Source organism: Pseudomonas sp. NPDC077649 (genome assembly GCF_044542855.1).
Taxonomy (GTDB): Bacteria; Pseudomonadota; Gammaproteobacteria; order Pseudomonadales; family Pseudomonadaceae; genus Aquipseudomonas.
The window spans coordinates 486,780-504,166 of the sequence record NZ_JBITVF010000003.1; the positions used below are offsets into that span (position 1 = coordinate 486,780).

Genomic DNA, 17,387 nt, shown 5'->3' on the forward strand with positions numbered 1-17,387 from the left:
GACCCAATCCGGGCCATGGAAGTCGTTGCCCCGCCAGGCGCCGCCTGACGGGGCGGGCAGCTAGCGCTGCAGCTCGGCGCTACGCCGTGGCACCGGCTCGTGCTCGCTGCGCGGCGCGAACGGGGCGACCGGGTTGGCCAGCGGCTCGGCCATGATCAGGCTGCCCGCCGGGTTGGCCAGGTCGACCATCTGCAGGTTGTTCTTCAGCTGCAGGCGGTTCAGGCACGAATGCAGGAAGCTCGGCGCGAAGAAGTCGTAGCGCGCGAAGCGCTCGGCCAGCTCCGGGTGCGCGCGCTGATAGTCGATCACCGACTCGGCGACACCACGCCAGAACTCGGCCTCGCTCATGCACTGGTTCTCTTCGAGGATCTGGCTCATATGGCGGAACACGCCGTCGAACACGTCGATGAAGATGCCGAGAATCTTGTAGTCCTCCGGCACGTCCACGGCCAACCGCTCCAGCCCCGGCGGCATCTGCGCGTCCTTGTCGAGAATCGCCGACTCCTCGGCGATGTCCTTCATGATCGCGCGCACCGGTACATGGCCGTCGAGCACCAGAATCAGGTTCTCGCCATGCGGCATGAACACCAGGTGGTGCGCATAGAAGCAGTGCATCAGTGGTCGCAGGAAGGCATCCAGGTAACGGCGCATCCAGGCCCGCGGGGTCAGCCCGGAGCGGCGGATCAGCTCGGGCAGCAGCGCCTGGCCCTGTGGGTCGACGTGCAACAGCGCGGCCATGGTCATCAGCCGTTCGCCGCTTTTCAGGCGGCTACCGGGGCTCTCCCGCCACAGCGCTGACAGCATCTTCTTGTACGGGCTGTCGGTCTCCAGCGCCGCCTCGTAGTAGCGGTTGCGATAACCCACCGAGGCGACTTCGCGCAGGATGCTGAAACCGTATTCACGCAGCACCGGGTCGCTGCCGATCAACTGGTCGAGGTAGGCGTTGATCGCCGGCGTACCGGCCATGTAGTAAGGCGACAGGCCGCGCATGAAGCCCATGTTGAGGATCGACAGCGAGGTCTTCACGTAGCAGCGTTGCGGCTGCGACAGGTTGTAGTAGGTGCGCAGCGACTGCTGGGCCACATACTCGTCGCTGCTGCGCCCCAGCGGCACGATTTTGCGCTGGGCGATGTCGGCGGCGAACATCAGGCTCAGCTTGCTGAACCACTGCCAGGGATGGGTCGGCATCAGCAGGTAGTCATCGGCATTCAGCCCCTGCTCCTGCAATTGCTGGCGGTAGGCCTGCAGTTGCGCCTCGCCCAGTTCCTCACGCAGCAGTTGCTCGTGGTCCAGCCCGGGCACGGCGGCGAAGTGCGCGTTGTCGCGGTGCACAGCAAGCCAAATGATAGCGAAGCGCGAGCCGGTTTCCGGTGCGTAGGCGTGGTAGTCGAAAGCGTTGAAGCCCAGGCGGCCGTTGTTGGCGACGAAGCCTGGGTGGCCCTCGATCATCGCCGCCTCGATGGTCTGGTAGTCGGCGTCGGCCAGCTCGGCGCTGCTCAGCGCGCGCTCGCCGTGCTTGAAGGCGGCGCCGTAGAGCGTGCTGCTGATTTCATCCAGGTACACCGGCAGCTTGTCCGCCGGAATACCCAGCGTACGCTTGAGGTCGATGACGAAGGTCAGCGCATCGAGCGCCTGCGGCTGGCCATCGAGCAGGCGTTCGATGCTGGCCGGCTCGATATGCCAATGACGCAAGGCCATGGTGCGCGCTTCGAAGCGGTACACGCAGCCCTCGGTGTCGGCTGCCAGCTCGTAGCGCTGCCAGCCTGCGCGCTCGGCCGCGCCCAGCGGCTGCGGGTCGAACAGCTGCTCGTGGGCGTATTCGGCGATGGCCTTGCGCACCAGCAAGCGATTGACCTTGCGCCACAGCTCCGGGGTGAGGTGGGCGACGGCAGCGACAGGATGATCCAGACGAGGAGAAGTCATAGCGGGCTTGATCCTTCAAGTGATTGGAAAAAATCGGCGGGCGTGCAGAACGCCAGCAGTGCAGTCTTGGCAGGCAGCTCCACGGGCCCTTGCTCGACGAAACCGACCAGGCGGTTGAGGCGGTGTACCTTGTGATTGCGAATGTCCGGCTCCACCACCACCCGGCGGGCAGCGAGTTCGTCGAAGAGAAAGGCCATCACCGCGCGCAGCACGTCACGGGTGAAGTGGCGAATCGGCTGGGTGCTCGGGCCGACGAAAAAGTGCATGCCGAGATCGCCGGGCCGCACCGCATAGAGCTTGCCCAGCGGGTCGTGCCGGGGGTCGTAGCACTCCATGACGAAGGCCGGCGCGCCACGGTAGAAACCCATGAACGCGCGCATATGGCCACTGCCCATGGCGTCGGCGTAGAAGTCGCGGGTCGCCTCCAGGGTCATGTCTTGCATGTTCCAGTAGTGGGCGTAATCCATCTGGTACCAGGGGTGGATCACCGCGACATCCTCGTCGAGGCGCAGCGGCCGCAAGGTGAAATGCGGATCGAGCAACGCCCGCGGACGGCTCAGCGCAATGGCTTCAGTTGGCATGGCAGAGTTCTCCCGGAGCGGCATGCCGGCGGTCGACGCCGAACCAGCCGCGGTCGATGATCGCCGTCAGCAGCAGGCCTGCCGCAGCGATGACGAAGGTCAGCGGAATACCGACCAGGTTGACCAGGAACCCGGCGCCGAACGAAGACAGCAGCACGCCGAGATTCTGGAAGAAGTTGGTCACGCCGAAGTCGCGGGCATAGGCATCCGGCGTGCTGACCTTGAACAGGGTGACCTCGAGCTTGACGATCACCTGATACAGCGCCCATCCATACAGGCAGCGGCCGACGATGATCAGCTCCAGCGAGTCGCTGGCCTGCAGCGCCAGGCCCAGCGCACCGAGCAACAGGTTGAACAGGGTGTGATCGACCCAGCGCGGTTGCTGCGCGACCAGGTGCTTGAACAGCAATGCGAGCAAGGCGACGATGCCGGGGATGGCGAACACCAGCCCCGTCAGCAGCGGCTCGTGCAGCCCCGTGCGCGCCTCCCAGTACAGGGTGAAGAACGGCCGCACCAGGTAGGCGCTGAAGTCGAAGAGAAACATCAGCAGGCACAGCTTGAGCAGCGCCGACAGCGCCTGCGGGCTGCGCCGCGGTACCGGCGCCTGGCCGCTCTGCTCCTCGCGGCTGAGTACCTTGACCACCCGTCCCGTGCGGATCAGGTAGAGACACAGTGCCATCTGCGCCAGATCCCCGGCGGCCATCAGGGCAATGCAGAAACTCGGCCCGTGATGCTCCAGCGCCATGCCACCGACGGCAGCGCCGAAGATCGCGCCGATATGGATGACCACCGACAGCAGGCCGATCACCAGGCTGTGGTTCTGCGGCTCCTCCAGGCGCATCAGGTAGGGGAACATCAGCAGGTAGCTGGCCTTGGTCATGAACATCATCAGGCTCAGCCCCCAGTAGCTCTCGACGCTCGGCGCCCAGATCGAGGCCAGGCAGAACAGCGCTGCCGCCCCCTGGGTGTAGAGCAGCAGGTGCATGGTCTCGATGCGCCTGGCGACCCGTGCCCAGACCGGCAGCATGCACATCACCGCAATCGAGATGGCGGCGATATAGGCCCCCACGTGCACCGGGCTGGTCACGCCGTAACGGGTTTCGAAGAACTGCGGGTAGAAGGCGATCAGAATCGAATCGCTGATCACGCCGAAGCCCGACATGATCAGAATGGTGGTGCGCAGGTTCATGCAGAAACGCCCCCCTGCCCGAGCGCGACGAAGCCGCTGTCGGCCGGCGGCTGGAAGTCCTGGTAGGCGGTGCGCGCCTCGCAAGGGTAGGCATCGTGCCCGGTCAGCTGGTTGAGCAGGCGCCCGTTGCGCCAGCAGGCCAGGCCGAGATCGGGGTTGGTCAGGCCATGGCTGTGCAAGCCGACGTTCTGCACGAAGATCTCGCGGTCCCGATGATCCACCGCCCAGTTCGGCGAGGGTGCGTAACGCCCCTGGGCATCCCAGCGAATCCGCTCGCGAATGCCTTCGATGAAGCTCGGCAGCTGGTAGCGATAGCCGGTGGCGAACACCAGGCCGTCGGTGGCGTGGCCATAGCGCGCGCCCGTCTGGGCGTGCTGAAACTCCAGCTGCCACTGCCCGCTGGCAGCGTCCCGCCGGCATTGCTGCAACGCCAGGTTGGGCAGCAGCCGGACACCGGCAAGGCCCTGCTGCTGACGCTCGTCGAGGGTCTGGTAGATGCGCTCGATCAGCGCTTGATTGATGCCGTTGTAGATACTGCGCTGGTCATCGAGTATCTGCTGCTTGACCCCGTCGGCGAGGCCGTAGAAATAGCGGCCGTAGTCGGGGGTGATCAACTCGAGGGTGAGCTTGGCGTTCTCCATCTGGAAGAAGCGCGGCGCACGGGTCACCCAGTTCAGCTGGTAGCCATGCTGCGGCGCCTGCTCCAGCAGGTCCTGAAAGACCTCGGCGCCACTCTGCCCGCTGCCGATCACGGTGATGCTGCGGCACCGCTGCAGCGCCTGCCTGCTCCCCAGGTAAGCCGAGGTATGCAGCGCCTGGCGGACGTCGCCTGGGCTGCAGCAGGCGGGAACGTGCGGCACGCCGCCGATGCCGATCACCAGCTTGCGGCAGCTGTACTGAAAGCCTTCGCCGGTATCGCCACGCACCCCTGCCAGGACATAACCGGGCAGCGCGGCGTCGTACCAGATCTCCTGCACCTCATGCTGGTAACGCAGGTTGTCCAGCTGCGCCGCCGCCCACTTGCAATAGCGGTCGAACTCCTGGCGCGACAGGTACCAGTTTTCACGGATGTAGTAGTTGTACAAGCGGCCCTGCTGCTTGCAGTAGTTGAGGTAGCTGAAACGGCTGGTGGGATCGGCCATCGAGACCAGATCGGCAAGGAAGGGATTCTGTAGCGTGGTGCCGTCCAGCAGCATGCCGGGGTGCCAGCTGAATTCGGCCTTTCGGTCGAGAAACAGGCTGCGGGTCCCCAGAGGCTCCGCCAGGCATGCCAGCCCGAGATTGAAAGGCCCCAGGCCTATGGCTATGAAGTCGTAGGGCAATTCCGTGGTCATGTCGCGCCTCATCAGTCCGGATGAAAGTGGGCGGATACTAGACCTTGTTGATAATGATTTGCAACAGCATATAAGAATAAATGCTGATATAGAGACGTACGTCTTAGCACGGCCTTTCAAAGGCGAGTCGGGACGGAGACCAGGGGAACAGAAGCCGCGGTTTAGAGGTCCCGCGGGCTTTCAAAGGGGGTCAAGCGAGGCATTCACAAGCGCCATGTCAGGCACCTGAAACGCGGCCGATAGCGGAGAGCGGTCGTTCTGAATCAGAGGAAAGTGCGGAGAACCGCGGCGGATCGGAGAGGATGAAGGTGGCGTCCCCTGCTGGAATCGAACCAGCATCTAGCCCTTAGGAGGGGCTTATTCTATCCGTTGAACTAAGGGGACAAGGCCGCGCGCAAGGGATCGCGAAGGCCGGGCGGCATCTTAGCGGCGTCGCACGGATTTGTCATGCCACCGCCACGCACAGCGCGCCATACTCCTTCGACCCACCGCCCGGGAGCCACGCCATGCCGAGCCTCACCGATACCCTGCCCGACTCGCCCTTCGCCGCTTACGTCATCCGCGCCGCCTGCAGCGCCGACGCCAAGCCGCTGGCCGCCCTGCTGCAGCAACTGGGCGAAGACGAACCGCCGCCCGACGCCGCCCTGCTCGCCCTGCGCCTCGCCGAGCCGGCGAAGGATCGCCTGGTGCTGGTGGCCGAACGCGACGGCAAACTGCTCGGCACCTGCACCCTGATCCTGATCGAACACCTGGCGCACAACTTCGCCCGCTCGGCGATCCTCGAAGACGTGGTGGTCGACGGCGAGGCGCGCGGCCTGGGTATCGGCCAGGCGCTGATGCAGCGCGCAGCGGAGCAGGCCCGCGCCTGGGGCTGCTACAAGCTGGCGCTGTCGAGCAGCCAGAGCCGCGAGGCCGCGCACCGTTTCTATGAGGGCTTGGGCTTCCGGCCCCATGGCGTCAGCTTGGCATTGGCGCTGGATTGAGGCCTTTGGTGGATAAGCTGCGCGTTATCCACCCTACCCGACCTAGGGTGGATGACGCCTTATCCATCCGCCTTCCAGCGGTTGTCAGAACAACCCGAGGCTATGCAGGAACACCACTAGGATGCCCAGCGGGGTGACCACCCGCAGCACCTGCCACCACAGCGCGAATAGACCGGGCTGCTCGATGCCGATGGCCTCCTGCACGGTCTTGCGGCTCAGCGCCCAGCCGGCGAACAGCACGGTGGCCAGACCGCCCAGCGGCATCAGCAGGTTGGTGGTCAGGTAATCCAGGCTGTCGAAGAAGGTCTTGCCCAGCAGGGTCACCTCGCTCCAGGCATTGAACGACAGCACAGTGCCCAGACTCAGCAGCCACAGGGCGATACCGCTGAGCGCTACCGCCCTGAAGCGGCTGATGCCGAACTTCTCGGTCAGCCAGGCGATGGTCGGCTCGCTCAGGGAGATCGCCGAGGTCAGCGCGGCGATCGCCAGCATGATGAAGAACAGCCCGCCGACCAGCTGGCCCAGGGGCATCTGGCCGAAGGCGATCGGCAGGGTGACGAAGATCAGCCCCGGCCCCGCGCCCGGCTCCAGGCCGTTGGCGAACACCAGCGGGAAGATCGCCAGGCCGGCCAGCAGCGCCACCCCGGTATCGGCCAGGGCCACCATCAGCGCGGTCTTGGCGATCGAGGTGCCGGCCGGCAGGTAGGAGCCGTAGGCCATCATCGCGCCGCTGGCCAGGCTGAGGGTGAAGAAGGCATGCCCCAGCGCCACCAGCACGCCCTGGGCGCTGAGCTTGCTGAAGTCGGCGTCGAAGAGAAAATGCACCGCCTGCATGAAATGCCCAGTGGTGGCGGCATAGCCCACCAGCACCAGCAGCAGGATGAACAGCCCCGGCATGAGGAAACGCAGCGAGCGCTCCAGGCCGCCGCGCACGCCGAAGGCGACGATGCCCAGGGTCAGCGCCAGCACCAGGGTGCCGTAGCCGGCCAGCTGCCAAGGGTCGGCCAACATGGCGCCGAACAACGCGCCGCTGCTCTCACCGTTCAACCCGGCGAAGCTGCCGCTCATGGCCGCCGGGGTGTAGGCCACGGCCCAGCCGGCGATCACCGTGTAGAAGCTGAGAATGAGAAAGCCGGTCAGCACCGCCAGGGTACCCAGCCAGCGCCAGTGCCGACTGGCCCGCGCCTCCTTGGCCAGGGCGGCGAAGGCGCCTTCGGGGTTGGCGCGGCCGCGGCGGCCGATCATCACCTCGGCCATCAGCAGCGGGATGCCGATGGCCAGGATGCACGCCAGGTAGACCAGGACGAAGGCGCCGCCGCCGTTCTGCCCGGTGATATAGGGGAACTTCCAGATATTGCCCAGGCCCACGGCCGAGCCGGTGGCGGCGAGGAAGAACACCCAGCGCGACGACCACAGGCCTCGGCCGGCGCTGCTGGAGGCACCGGCGAAGGCGCCGGCGGCGATGCTGTCTTGACTCATTGGGACTTGCCCTCTTGTTGTTGTGAAAGTCAGGAGCCTGGGGTGGTCGAGCCACCCCGGGTTCGGTGCGCGCGGCTCAGAGGCCGCCCTGCAGGCGCTCGCGGGCCATGCGGTCGGCGATCGCGGTGGTGGTCGCGCCCTCGCGCTCGGCGCGCTGGAAGATCTCCGTCAGGGTCGGGCCGATGCCTTCGATATGCGCCCTGAGCTGAGCGGCGCTGCCGCCGGTGCGCTCGTAGCAGACATCGATGATGCCGCCGGCGTTGATCGCGTAATCCGGCGCGTACAGGCATTCGCGACGACGCAGGGTCTCGGCCAGGCTGGCGTCGGCCAGCTGGTTGTTGGCGGCGCCGGCGATGATCGGCGCGCGCAGCGCCTCCAGGGTCTGCGGATTGACGATGGCGCCGAGGGCGCAGGGGGCGAAGACGTCCACATCGAGGCCGTAGATATCGTGCTGGCCGACCGCGGTGGCGCCGAGCTGGGCGACCGCGCGCTGTACGTTGGCGGCCTGGATATCGGTCACCCACAGCTGGGCGCCGGCGTCCTTGAGCAGCTTGGCCAGGCCGAAGCCGACCTGGCCGACGCCCTGGATGGCCACGCGGATGCCGGAAAGATCCTGGCGACCGAGACGATGGGCTACCGCCGCCTGGATGCCGATGAACACGCCGTAGGCGGTGGACGGCGACGGATCGCCATCGCGGCTGCCGCCACCGAAGGCTTCGCGCTGGCCGGCGCCAGCCACGTGGCGGGTGCGTTCGGCCATGATCTGCATCTCGGCCACGCCGGTGCCGGAGTCCGCCGCGGTGATGTAGCGCCCGCCGAGGCTGTCGACGAAATCGCCCATGGCCTGGAACAGCGCCGCGCTCTTGCCGGTGTGCGGATCGCCGATGATCACCGCCTTGCCGCCACCCAGCGGCAGGCGCGCCAGGGCCGACTTGTAGGTCATGCCGCGCGACAGGCGCAGCACGTCGCGCAGCGCCTCCTCGTCCGAGGCGTAGTTCCACATGCGGCAGCCGCCCAGGGCCGGGCCGAGGGTGCTGTCGTGGATGGCGATGATGGCTTTCAGGCCGCTGGCCTTGTCGTGGCCGTAGACCACCTGTTCGTGCTGATCGAAGTCGACGTGGGTGAAGACGGACATCGGGTTACCTCGGGTATCGGATTGTAAAAGGCCGCCCCGCTCCCAGACGGGAGGGGGTGGCAAGGGGTGACGGGGGAAGGATCAGGCGGCCGGTTCGAACAGCTGCACCGCGGCGATCTCGCTGACGGCCATGCGCGCCTTGAGCTGCGCGGCCTGCTCACGTGCCTTGGCCAGCGCCGCTTCCTTGACGTGGCCGTAGCCGCGGATCTGCTCGGGAATCTCGGCCAGGGCCACCGCCGTGCGGTAGTTGCCGGCATCGAGCTCGGCGAGCAGATAGGCGACGGTCGCCTCGTACTCTTCGATCAGCTCGCGTTCGAGTTTGCGCTCGGCACTGTGGCCAAACGGATCGAGCACCGTGCCGCGCAGGAACTTGAAGCGCGCCAGCACGCCGAAGGCCTTGAGCATCCAGGGACCGAAGGCGCGCTTGCGCGGCTGACCGGTGACCGGATCGGGCTTGCTCAGCCAGCTCGGCGCCAGGTGGAACTGCAGCTGGTAGTCGCCCTCGAACTGGGCCTCGAGCTGCTTGCGGAAGGCGGCGTCGCTGTAAAGGCGCGCCACCTCGTACTCGTCCTTGTAGGCCAGGAGCTTGAAGTAATAGCGTGCCACCGCCTTGCTCAGGCGCTGCTCGGCGTCAGTGTCGGCCTGGCGCACGCGCTCGACCAGCTCGCGGTAGCGCGCGGCGTAGGCGGCGTTCTGGTAAGCACTCAGACGCTGCGCACGATCCTCGACGATCTCCTCCAGACTCTGGCAACGCGGCGCCTCGACCACCTTGGGCGCGGCCAGCTTCTCCACCGCGGCGAGGTCGTGGGCGGCGCGACGGCCCCAGAGGAAGGCCTGCTGATTGAGCTGCACGGCCACGCCGTTGAGTTCGATGGCCTTGTTGATGGCTTCGGCCGATACCGGCACCAGACCCTTCTGATAGGCGTAGCCGAGCATGAACAGGTTGGTGGCGATGCTGTCGCCAAGCAGGCGGGTAGCCAGACGGGTGGCATCGACGAACTGGGTCTTGGCCGCGCCGACCGCCTCGACGATGGCCTCGCGCATGGCGGCGCCGGGCACCTGGGCATCGGGGTTGCGGGTGAACTCGGCGGTGGCCGCCTCGTGGCTGTTGACCAGCGCATGGGCGATCTTGTCGTTGAGCTTGGCCAGGGCCTCTTCGCTGGCGGAAACCACCAGGTCGCAACCGAGCAGCAGATCGGTCTCGCCGGCGGCGATGCGCACCGCGTAGATAGCCTCCTGTTTGGCGGCGATGCGGATATGGGTGACCACCGGGCCGAACTTCTGCGCCAGGCCGGCCTGATCCAGCACCGTGCAGCCCTTGCCTTCGAGATGCGCGGCCATGCCCAGCAGCGCGCCGACCGTGGTCACGCCGCTGCCGCCGACGCCGGGCAGGAGGATGTTCCACGGACGCTCCAGCGCAGGCTGGCGCGGCTCCGGCAGGGCGATGAAGAGCGCGCCCAGGCCAACCGCCTCGGGCTTGCGCAGACTACCGCCATGCACGGTGACGAAGCTCGGACAGAAGCCTTCCAGGCAGCTGAAATCCTTGTTGCAGGCGTTCTGGTCGATCTCGCGCTTGCGCCCCAGCTCGGTCTCCAGCGGCAGCACCGACAGGCAGTTGGACTTGACGCTGCAGTCGCCGCAGCCCTCGCACACCGCCGGGTTGATAAAGGCGCGTTTCTGCGGATCCACAAGCTTGCCGCGCTTGCGCCGGCGGCGCTTCTCGGTGGCGCAGGTCTGATCGTAGAGGATCACCGACACGCCCTTGAACTCGCGCAGCTCACGCTGCACGGCGTCCAGCTCGCGGCGATGGTGGAAGGTGACGATTGGCGCGAAGGTGGCGCGGGTCGGGTACTTGTCCGGCTCGTCGCTGACCAGGGCGATGCGCTTGACCCCCTCGGCATAGACCTGCTGGCTGAGCTGGTCGATGCGCAGCTCGCCGTCGATGGGCTGGCCGCCGGTCATGGCTACCGCGTCGTTGTAGAGAATCTTGTAGGTGATATTGACCCCGGCGGCGACCGAGGCGCGCAGGGCCAGCTGGCCGGAATGGAAGTAGGTGCCGTCGCCGAGGTTCTGGAACACGTGCGGGGTGTCGGTGAACGGCGCCTGGCCGATCCAGGTGGCGCCCTCGCCGCCCATCTGGGTGAAGGTGTCGGTGTTGCGGTCCATCCACTGGGTCATGTAGTGGCAACCGATGCCGCCCAGGGCGCGGCTGCCTTCCGGCAGCTTGGTCGAGCTGTTGTGCGGGCAGCCGGAGCAGAAATGCGGGGTGCGCGCGGTGTGGTGCTTGGGCGCAGCCAGCGCCGCCTCCTTGGCGGCGAGGAAGGCCAGGCGTTCCTCGATCACCGGGCTGGAATAGATCGGTGCCAGGCGCTTGGCGATCACCCGGGCGATCATCGCCGGGGTCAGCTCGGAGAGGTTCGGCAGCAGCGAATTGCCGTCCTCATCGAACTCACCGACCACTCGCGGGCGCTTGCCCACCGGCCAGTTGTAGAGCTGACCGGTCAGCTGGTCCTCGATGATGCTGCGCTTTTCCTCCACCACCAGAATCTCGTCCAGGCCCTCGGCGAACTCGTGCACCGACACCGGCTCCAGCGGCCAGCTCATGCCGACCTTGAGCACGCGCAGGCCGACCTGGGCGCAGAGCGCCTCGTCCAGACCGAGGTCGTTGAGCGCCTGGCGCACGTCCAAATAGGATTTTCCCGTGGTGATAATGCCCAGGCGCGGGTTGGGCGAATCGAGCTTGATCTGATTGAGGTTGTTGGCCAGGGCGAAGGCACGCGCAGCGTAGATCTTGTAGGTGTTGAGGCGCTTTTCCTGGACCAGGGGCGGGTCCGGCCAGCGGATATGCACACCGTCTTCCGGCAGCTTGAAGTCGGTGGGAATCTTCACCTCGACCCGCAGCGGATCGACATCCACCACGGCCGAGGAATCGACGTTCTCGGCGATGGTCTTCAGCGCCACCCAGCAACCGCTGTAGCGCGACAGTTCCCAGCCGATGATGCCGTAGTCGAGGATTTCCTGAACGTTGGCCGGGTTCAACACCGGAATCGAGGCGGCGATAAAGGCGTGCTCGCTCTGGTGGGCGATGCTCGAAGACTTGCAGCCATGGTCGTCGCCTGCCAGCAGCAGCACGCCGCCATGGGGGGAGACGCCGGCCGAGTTGCCGTGCTTGAACACGTCGCCGCAGCGATCCACACCCGGGCCCTTGCCGTACCACATGGCGAACACGCCGTCGTAGCGCGCGCCGGGGAACAGGCTGGTCTGCTGGCTGCCCCAGCAGGCGGTGGCGGCCAGCTCTTCGTTGACCCCGGGCTGGAAGTGGATGTGGTTGTCCTTGAGGTACTGCTTGGCGTCCCACAGGCTCTTGTCCAGGTTGCCCAGGGGCGAGCCGCGGTAACCGGAAATGAAGCAGGCGGTGTTCAGACCATGGGCGGCGTCACGCTGCTTCTGCAGCATGGGCAGGCGGGTCAGCGCCTGGGTGCCGGTCAGGTAGAGGTGACCGGTGGCGAGACGGTACTTGTCATCCAGGCGGATCTCGGCCAGTGACATGGGGTGCTCCTCTTATTCTTATGGAGAGCGGGGATGGCAACGGTAGGTGCCACCCTGTTCTGCCCCGCCAGGATCGCTGTACGGGACGACTGGCAAAGATCATGACCGAGGAGTTCCGCTTTTTTCTTTCTATTTGCAGGCCGAATTGCTGATACTGCGCATGATCCTTCCAACAATCACAAGAAAATGGAAACAGTCATGCAGGACAAGCTGAGCCCCATCGACCGCAAGATTCTTCGCCTACTGCAGCACGACGCCGACCTGTCCGCCGCCGAGGTGGCGGAAAAGGTCGAGCTGTCGCAATCGCCGTGCTGGCGGCGGATTCACCGCATGCAGGAGGAAGGCCTGATCGAACGCAAGGTCGCCCTGCTCAACCCCAAGCAGCTGGGCCTGGGCATGACGGTGTTCGTCGACATCAAGCTGTCGGCCCACGGTCGCGGCAATCTGGAAGAGTTCGAGCAGGCGGTGGTGGGCTACCCGCAGGTGCTGGAGTGCTACACCATGGCCGGCGGCTCGGACTACCTGCTCAAGGTGGTGGCGCGCGACATCGCCGACTACGAGCGCTTTCTGCGCGACCACCTGCTGCAGCGCCCGCACGTGCAGGAGGCGCACTCGCATATCGCCATGAGCGAGGTCAAACGCACCACCGAGCTGCCGTTGGATTAGGGCCGCCGCGGGCCGTGCGCACCCTGTATCAGTCCGGCGAGCGCAAGCCGAGGCCTAAGGCAGCCGTTGGCCCCCAGGCTGCGCCGTGCGTACCAAAGTCGCCTCTGCCCCGGAATCCCCAGGGGCCGCCCCCGCCCAGCGCAAGGCCAGCGGCCCGAGCAACAGCAGCAGCCCCATCAGGGCGAAGGCCGCCCACCAGCCGAGCAACCGGTCGTCGCCCAGAGCGTCGAGGCACATGCCGAACAGCAGCGGGCCGAGGAAGGCGCCGGTAAAGCCGGTGCAGGAATACAGCGCCATGGCCGCGCCGCGGTGGCTGGCCGGCGCGGCGCCGATCAGCCCGGCAGTGAGCGAGGCGGAGTCGGCGGTGACGGTCACCGCGTAGAGCAGGATCAACAGCAGCAACGCCCAGAAAGGCAGCGCCGCGCCCAGGCCGATCAGCCCGGCCAGCAGCGCCGACATCAGCATCACCGCGATCAGCCAGCGCTCACGGCCGACCCGCAGCGCCAGCTCGTTGCCGAGGATGCTCGCCGGCATGCCGATCAGGGTCGCCAGCATCGCCACCCAGGTGGCGGACAGCCAGGGCTCGACGCCCTGCAAGCGCCCGGCGAACACCACGAAGGCCACCAGCCAGGCACGCAGGGCGAACAGCTCCAGGTTGTGCACCGCATAGGCCAGGCAGTAGGCCAGCACCGCGCGGCTTTTCAGCGGCGCCAGGTCCAGCAGCCGGCGTGGCTCATGGGCCACCACCGGTTTGGGCGCCAGCCCCCACTGCACCATGGCCCAGGCCAGCAAGGCGCAGGCGCCGCTGAGCAGCGCCGGCAATTGCCAGCCGCCGAGTTTGGCCAGCTCGCCGGCGAGAATGAAGGACAGCGCCGTGCCCAGGCCGAAGCTGGCGGTGTAGAAGGCGATGGCGCGTGACTGCGCGGCGCCGTCGATACGCTCGGAGAGCGCCTTGAGTCCTGGCATATAGGTGCCGGCCAGGCCGATACCGGCCAGCACCCGCCAGGCCAAGGCCGACCAGAAGCCTTCGGCGAAGACGAAACCGGCACTGGCCAGCGCCGTCAGCAGCATGGCCGCCAGGTAGATCAGTCGCGCGTCGTGACGGTCAGTCAGGCCGGTGAGCACCGGCACGGCGAGCATGTAGCCGAGAAAGAAGCCGCCGCCGATCCAGCCCGCCTCGGTGTTGGAGAGCCCCCACAGCTGCTGGAACTCCGGCAGCAGCGCGGCGAACAGGGCGAAGCCGGCCATGCCCAGGGTCTCGGCCGTGCACAGCAGCAACGTCAGGCGACGGGCGTTGTTCACAGCACGCGCCCGTCGCTGGCCAGCGTCACCCCCGGCGGCAGCGCGTCGGGATGATCCAGCAACCAGGCGTCGAAGCTATGGCCGATATGGGTCAGCACCGCTTGCTTCGGCTGCAAACGTTCGATGACCTCCAGCGCGCGGGTCAGGTCGTTGTGGTTGCGCGGCGCCAGCGGCTGCGGCGCGGTGGAGCAATCGAGCACCAAGAGATCCAGCGGCGCGCGATCCAGCTCGGCGCAGCTGGCCTCGGGTACGCCGACCGTGTCGGTAAGGTAGGCGATGCGCCGGCCCTGCCCTTCGAGCCCTTGCCCTTCGAACAGGTAACCGAAGGTCGGCTTGGAATGCGTCAGCGGCAACGCGGTGACCCGTAACTCACCCAATGCGCGGCGCTCGAAGGCGGCGAACGGCTGGCTGAAGTCGAGAATGCCGGGGTGCTTGTACAGATCGGCCAGGCCCTCCGGGTCATCCGGACCATGTACCGGAATCACCAGTCCCTGGCCCCAGCGCAGGTGCAACAGGCCCTGGGCGTGGTCGGCGTGGTAGTGGGTCTGCAGAATGCCGCTGAGACTGTGCGGCGCGAAGCGCTCGGTGAGATCGGTCAGGCCGCTGTCGATCAGCCAGCGCTGCGCGCCGCATTCGATCAGCGCGCAACAGGGGCCACGGCGCCGCGCCGGATACACGCGCGCCGCATCGCAGGCCGGGCAACTGCAGTTGTACACGGGCACCTGACGGGCATCGCCGGTGCCAAGCAGGGTCAGGCGCATTGGCGGGTCTCATCGAGCAGATGCAGCAGGCGGCTGACGGTTTGTTGCAGGGGGCCGGAGTTGTCGAGGATGACAGTGCGTTCCCTATCCTCCTGCTGCAACTTGCGACTGCGCGCCAGGCGCTGCTCGATCTGCTCCGGCGTTTCCCGGCCACGGGCTAGCAAGCGCTGGCGCAGCACCGCTTCGTCGACCTGCAGCAATATCGCCAGCAGCTGCGGATAGCGCTGACGAGCCGCCTCGAGATGACCGCGCGAGCCATTGATCAGCACGTCCTGGCCGGCGCTCAGCCAGTCGTCGATCTCGCGCGGGATGCCGTAGGCCAGGCCATTGGCACGCCAACTCAGGGCGAAGGCACCCTCGCCTTCCAGGCGCTCGAACTCTGCCGGGGTGACGCCCAGCGCGTCCTCGCCGACGGACTCGGCGCTGCGGGTGATCACCCGCCGGGCGAAACGGCAGCCGTGCGCCTCCAGCGGCGCACGCGCGGCCTGCAACAGGCTGTCCTTGCCCGAGCCCGAAGGCCCCATCAGATAGATCAACCTGCCCTGCATCAGAATACCCTTCGTGCTTGGCGCCACACCTGCTGGATCACCGGTTGCTGGCCATGCGCCCTGGCCTGTACCAGGTCGGCGCGCAGACCGACGCGGATCTCGCCGCGATCATCCAGTCCGGCCGCCCTGGCCGGCGCGCGGCTTACGGTGGCGATGGCCGCAGGCAAATCATAGTCGTTGTCCTGCCCGGCGAGCAGCCAGGCCGCATGCAGCAGGCTGGCCGGGTAGTAGTCGCTGGAGAGGATATCCAGTACGCCGTGACGCGCCAGTTCCGCGGCGGCGATATTGCCCGAGTGCGAGCCGCCGCGCACCAGGTTCGGCGCGCCCATCAGCACCTTCAGCCCCAGCTCGTGGCTGGCCTTGGCCGCTTCCAGGGTGGTGGGGAACTCGGCGATAGCCATGCGGAAGCCGGCCGACTCTTGCACATGGGCCAGGGTTGCATCGTCGTGGCTGGCCACCGAGATACCCCGGCTGTCGCAGTCCTCGACGATGGCGCGACGCTGGCGGTCGCTGTACTGGCGCGAGTTGGCGATCTGCTCCTGAAGGAAATCCTCCATCTCCGCCGGGCTCAGGTGGTACTTGCCCATGTAGTACTCGCGATACTTCTCCACCTTGGCGAACTGGCGCTGGCCGGGTGAGTGGTCCATCACCGACACCAGCGCCACCAACGGGTGCTCCACCAGGTCGCGGTAGATGGTCAGAGCATCGGGGTGGCACAGCTCGCAGCGCAGGTGCAGGCGGTGCTCGGCGCGGGTCTGCCCGGCCGCCTCGGCGGCGGCAATGGCCTCGATCATCGCGGGTAATTGCTGCATGCGCCGGCCACGCGGGTTGATGTCGCCGATGGACAGCGCATCGAATACCGTGGTGATGCCAGCGGCGACGATCTGCGCATCGTGGGTCAGCACCGCCGAAGCCGAGGGCCAGTCCACACCAGGGCGCGGGGTCATGTGCTTTTCCAGGTTGTCGGTGTGCAACTCCACCAACCCCGGCAGCAGGTAGTCGCCGCCCAGGTCCTGGGCCTGCGGCAGGCGGCTGGTGCCCTCATCCACCGCGGCGATCAGCCCGTCACGCAGCAGCAGCGAGCCGAGGAACTCGCGTTCGGCAGTAACGATACGGGCGTTGCTGAGAATCTGCTCAGACGACATAGACGTACTCCGGTTGCGCCGCGGCGGCGCTCATGTCGAGGTAACGGTCGGCCACCGCCTCGCGGGCGATGCGGTCGTGGAAGATGCCGATCAGCGCGCTGCCCGCGGCCTTGGCCTCATTGATCAGCTCAAGCACCACCTGGCGGTTGGCGTCGTCCAGCGAGGCGGTGGGTTCGTCCAGCAGCAGCACCGGCCACTCGACCATGAAGCCGCGGGCGATGTTGACGCGCTGCTGCTCACCGCCGGAGAAGGTGCCCGGCGCCAGTTGCCACAGCGCCTCGGGGATATTCAGCCGACTCAGCAGGCTCTTGGCCCGCGCCTCGGCGTCGCTGCGCGTCCAGCCGCGTGACAGCGCCGGCTCCATCACCACGTCCAGGGTCGAGACGCGCGGGATGACCCGCAGGAACTGGCTGACGTAGCCCAGGCTGTGCCGACGCACCGCCAGCACCTGGCGTGGTTCGGCGCCGACCAGCTCCACCGGCTCGCCCTGGTGACGGATGCGAATGCTGCCGCCGGCCGCCAGATAGTTGCCGTACAGGGTGCGCAGCAGGGTCGACTTGCCGGCGCCGGACTGGCCGTGCAGCACCAGACACTCGCCACCGCGCACGGCGAAATTCAGATCACGCAGCACCTGCAGGACGACGCCGTTCTGCTGGTGCAGGGTGAAGGTCTTGCTGAGGCCGCTGACCTCGATCAGGTTGTTCATACACACCTCGATTGCTGTCGTAGCCCGGATGCAATCCGGGGGTGGCGGGCACGGGCTTCCCGGATTTCATCCGGGCTACGGGTTGA

The 17,387-nt window shown here is 66.8% G+C and carries 14 protein-coding genes and 1 tRNA gene; 2 read left to right on the forward strand and 13 right to left on the reverse strand.

Annotated elements, in window-relative coordinates:
* Nucleotides 1-60 precede the first annotated feature (60 nt).
* The 5 genes from ACIGFL_RS12645 to ACIGFL_RS12665 form a co-directional block, all read right to left on the reverse strand.
* The gene (locus ACIGFL_RS12645) at nt 61-1,923 is read right to left on the reverse strand and encodes an IucA/IucC family protein (RefSeq protein WP_397497404.1); all 1,863 of its coding nucleotides are present in this window, start codon (nt 1,921-1,923) and stop codon (nt 61-63) included.
* Nucleotides 1,920-2,504, reverse strand: coding sequence for a GNAT family N-acetyltransferase (locus ACIGFL_RS12650; RefSeq protein WP_397497405.1), 585 nt, complete (start codon nt 2,502-2,504; stop codon nt 1,920-1,922). The genes ACIGFL_RS12645 and ACIGFL_RS12650 overlap by 4 nt, the downstream gene beginning before the upstream one ends.
* Nucleotides 2,494-3,693 (reverse strand): MFS transporter, encoded by a 1,200-nt coding sequence (locus ACIGFL_RS12655; protein WP_397497406.1) that lies wholly within the window; start codon nt 3,691-3,693, stop codon nt 2,494-2,496. The genes ACIGFL_RS12650 and ACIGFL_RS12655 overlap by 11 nt, the downstream gene beginning before the upstream one ends.
* Nucleotides 3,690-5,027 (reverse strand): lysine N(6)-hydroxylase/L-ornithine N(5)-oxygenase family protein, encoded by a 1,338-nt coding sequence (locus tag ACIGFL_RS12660; RefSeq protein ID WP_397497407.1) that lies wholly within the window; start codon nt 5,025-5,027, stop codon nt 3,690-3,692. The genes ACIGFL_RS12655 and ACIGFL_RS12660 overlap by 4 nt, the downstream gene beginning before the upstream one ends.
* Before the next feature lie 309 nt (nt 5,028-5,336).
* A tRNA-Arg gene (locus ACIGFL_RS12665) sits at nt 5,337-5,411 on the reverse strand.
* A gap of 122 nt (nt 5,412-5,533) precedes the next feature.
* Between ACIGFL_RS12665 and ACIGFL_RS12670 the strand changes: the two genes are divergently transcribed.
* The gene (locus tag ACIGFL_RS12670) at nt 5,534-6,010 is read left to right on the forward strand and encodes a GNAT family N-acetyltransferase (RefSeq protein WP_397497408.1); all 477 of its coding nucleotides are present in this window, start codon (nt 5,534-5,536) and stop codon (nt 6,008-6,010) included.
* A gap of 84 nt (nt 6,011-6,094) precedes the next feature.
* Here the strand turns inward: ACIGFL_RS12670 and ACIGFL_RS12675 are convergent, their stop codons facing one another.
* The 3 genes from ACIGFL_RS12675 to ACIGFL_RS12685 all read right to left on the reverse strand — a co-directional run bounded on the left by ACIGFL_RS12675 (nt 6,095) and on the right by ACIGFL_RS12685 (nt 12,173).
* On the reverse strand, nt 6,095-7,489 hold the full coding sequence (locus ACIGFL_RS12675) for a sodium-dependent transporter (protein ID WP_122108447.1): 1,395 nt from the start codon (nt 7,487-7,489) through the stop codon (nt 6,095-6,097).
* A 76-nt stretch (nt 7,490-7,565) separates the two neighbouring features.
* Nucleotides 7,566-8,624, reverse strand: a complete 1,059-nt coding sequence (locus ACIGFL_RS12680) for a Leu/Phe/Val dehydrogenase (RefSeq protein ID WP_397497409.1) — start codon at nt 8,622-8,624, stop codon at nt 7,566-7,568.
* Nucleotides 8,625-8,705: 81 nt separating this feature from the next.
* The gene (locus tag ACIGFL_RS12685) at nt 8,706-12,173 is read right to left on the reverse strand and encodes an indolepyruvate ferredoxin oxidoreductase family protein (protein WP_397497410.1); all 3,468 of its coding nucleotides are present in this window, start codon (nt 12,171-12,173) and stop codon (nt 8,706-8,708) included.
* Nucleotides 12,174-12,371: 198 nt separating this feature from the next.
* Between ACIGFL_RS12685 and ACIGFL_RS12690 the strand changes: the two genes are divergently transcribed.
* Nucleotides 12,372-12,839 (forward strand): Lrp/AsnC family transcriptional regulator, encoded by a 468-nt coding sequence (locus tag ACIGFL_RS12690; RefSeq protein WP_003247035.1) that lies wholly within the window; start codon nt 12,372-12,374, stop codon nt 12,837-12,839.
* 54 nt (nt 12,840-12,893) lie between these two features.
* On the opposite strand, the gene ACIGFL_RS12695 is transcribed toward ACIGFL_RS12690, so the two are convergent.
* The 5 genes from ACIGFL_RS12695 to phnL are packed head-to-tail and all read right to left on the reverse strand — an operon-like array spanning nt 12,894 to nt 17,301.
* Complete coding sequence (locus tag ACIGFL_RS12695) at nt 12,894-14,141, reverse strand: nitrate/nitrite transporter (protein WP_397497411.1); 1,248 nt, start codon at nt 14,139-14,141, stop codon at nt 12,894-12,896.
* Nucleotides 14,138-14,902, reverse strand: coding sequence for a phosphonate metabolism protein PhnP (gene phnP, locus ACIGFL_RS12700; RefSeq protein ID WP_397497412.1), 765 nt, complete (start codon nt 14,900-14,902; stop codon nt 14,138-14,140). Before phnP ends, ACIGFL_RS12695 begins: the two co-directional genes overlap by 4 nt.
* Nucleotides 14,893-15,450 (reverse strand): phosphonate metabolism protein/1,5-bisphosphokinase (PRPP-forming) PhnN, encoded by a 558-nt coding sequence (phnN, locus tag ACIGFL_RS12705; protein ID WP_397497413.1) that lies wholly within the window; start codon nt 15,448-15,450, stop codon nt 14,893-14,895. The genes phnP and phnN overlap by 10 nt, the downstream gene beginning before the upstream one ends.
* Nucleotides 15,450-16,595, reverse strand: coding sequence for an alpha-D-ribose 1-methylphosphonate 5-triphosphate diphosphatase (locus tag ACIGFL_RS12710; protein ID WP_397497414.1), 1,146 nt, complete (start codon nt 16,593-16,595; stop codon nt 15,450-15,452). The genes phnN and ACIGFL_RS12710 overlap by 1 nt, the downstream gene beginning before the upstream one ends.
* Nucleotides 16,585-17,301: a phosphonate C-P lyase system protein PhnL gene (gene phnL / locus ACIGFL_RS12715; RefSeq protein ID WP_397497415.1), complete on the reverse strand. Its 717-nt coding sequence runs from the start codon at nt 17,299-17,301 to the stop codon at nt 16,585-16,587. The genes ACIGFL_RS12710 and phnL overlap by 11 nt, the downstream gene beginning before the upstream one ends.
* Nucleotides 17,302-17,387: the final 86 nt, after the last annotated feature.

What these genes read in the sequence shown, in the direction of transcription:
- ACIGFL_RS12645 (WP_397497404.1), bottom strand. Translation starts at nt 1,923, where the DNA reads ATGACTTCTCCTCGTCTGGATCATCCTGTCGCTGCCGTCGCCCACCTC.
- ACIGFL_RS12650 (WP_397497405.1), bottom strand. Translation starts at nt 2,504, where the DNA reads ATGCCAACTGAAGCCATTGCGCTGAGCCGTCCGCGGGCGTTGCTCGAT.
- ACIGFL_RS12655 (WP_397497406.1), bottom strand. Translation starts at nt 3,693, where the DNA reads ATGAACCTGCGCACCACCATTCTGATCATGTCGGGCTTCGGCGTGATC.
- ACIGFL_RS12660 (WP_397497407.1), bottom strand. Translation starts at nt 5,027, where the DNA reads ATGACCACGGAATTGCCCTACGACTTCATAGCCATAGGCCTGGGGCCT.
- ACIGFL_RS12670 (WP_397497408.1), top strand. Translation starts at nt 5,534, where the DNA reads ATGCCGAGCCTCACCGATACCCTGCCCGACTCGCCCTTCGCCGCTTAC.
- ACIGFL_RS12675 (WP_122108447.1), bottom strand. Translation starts at nt 7,489, where the DNA reads ATGAGTCAAGACAGCATCGCCGCCGGCGCCTTCGCCGGTGCCTCCAGC.
- ACIGFL_RS12680 (WP_397497409.1), bottom strand. Translation starts at nt 8,624, where the DNA reads ATGTCCGTCTTCACCCACGTCGACTTCGATCAGCACGAACAGGTGGTC.
- ACIGFL_RS12685 (WP_397497410.1), bottom strand. Translation starts at nt 12,173, where the DNA reads ATGTCACTGGCCGAGATCCGCCTGGATGACAAGTACCGTCTCGCCACC.
- ACIGFL_RS12690 (WP_003247035.1), top strand. Translation starts at nt 12,372, where the DNA reads ATGCAGGACAAGCTGAGCCCCATCGACCGCAAGATTCTTCGCCTACTG.
- phnP (WP_397497412.1), bottom strand. Translation starts at nt 14,902, where the DNA reads ATGCGCCTGACCCTGCTTGGCACCGGCGATGCCCGTCAGGTGCCCGTG.
- phnN (WP_397497413.1), bottom strand. Translation starts at nt 15,450, where the DNA reads ATGCAGGGCAGGTTGATCTATCTGATGGGGCCTTCGGGCTCGGGCAAG.
- ACIGFL_RS12710 (WP_397497414.1), bottom strand. Translation starts at nt 16,595, where the DNA reads ATGTCGTCTGAGCAGATTCTCAGCAACGCCCGTATCGTTACTGCCGAA.
- phnL (WP_397497415.1), bottom strand. Translation starts at nt 17,301, where the DNA reads ATGAACAACCTGATCGAGGTCAGCGGCCTCAGCAAGACCTTCACCCTG.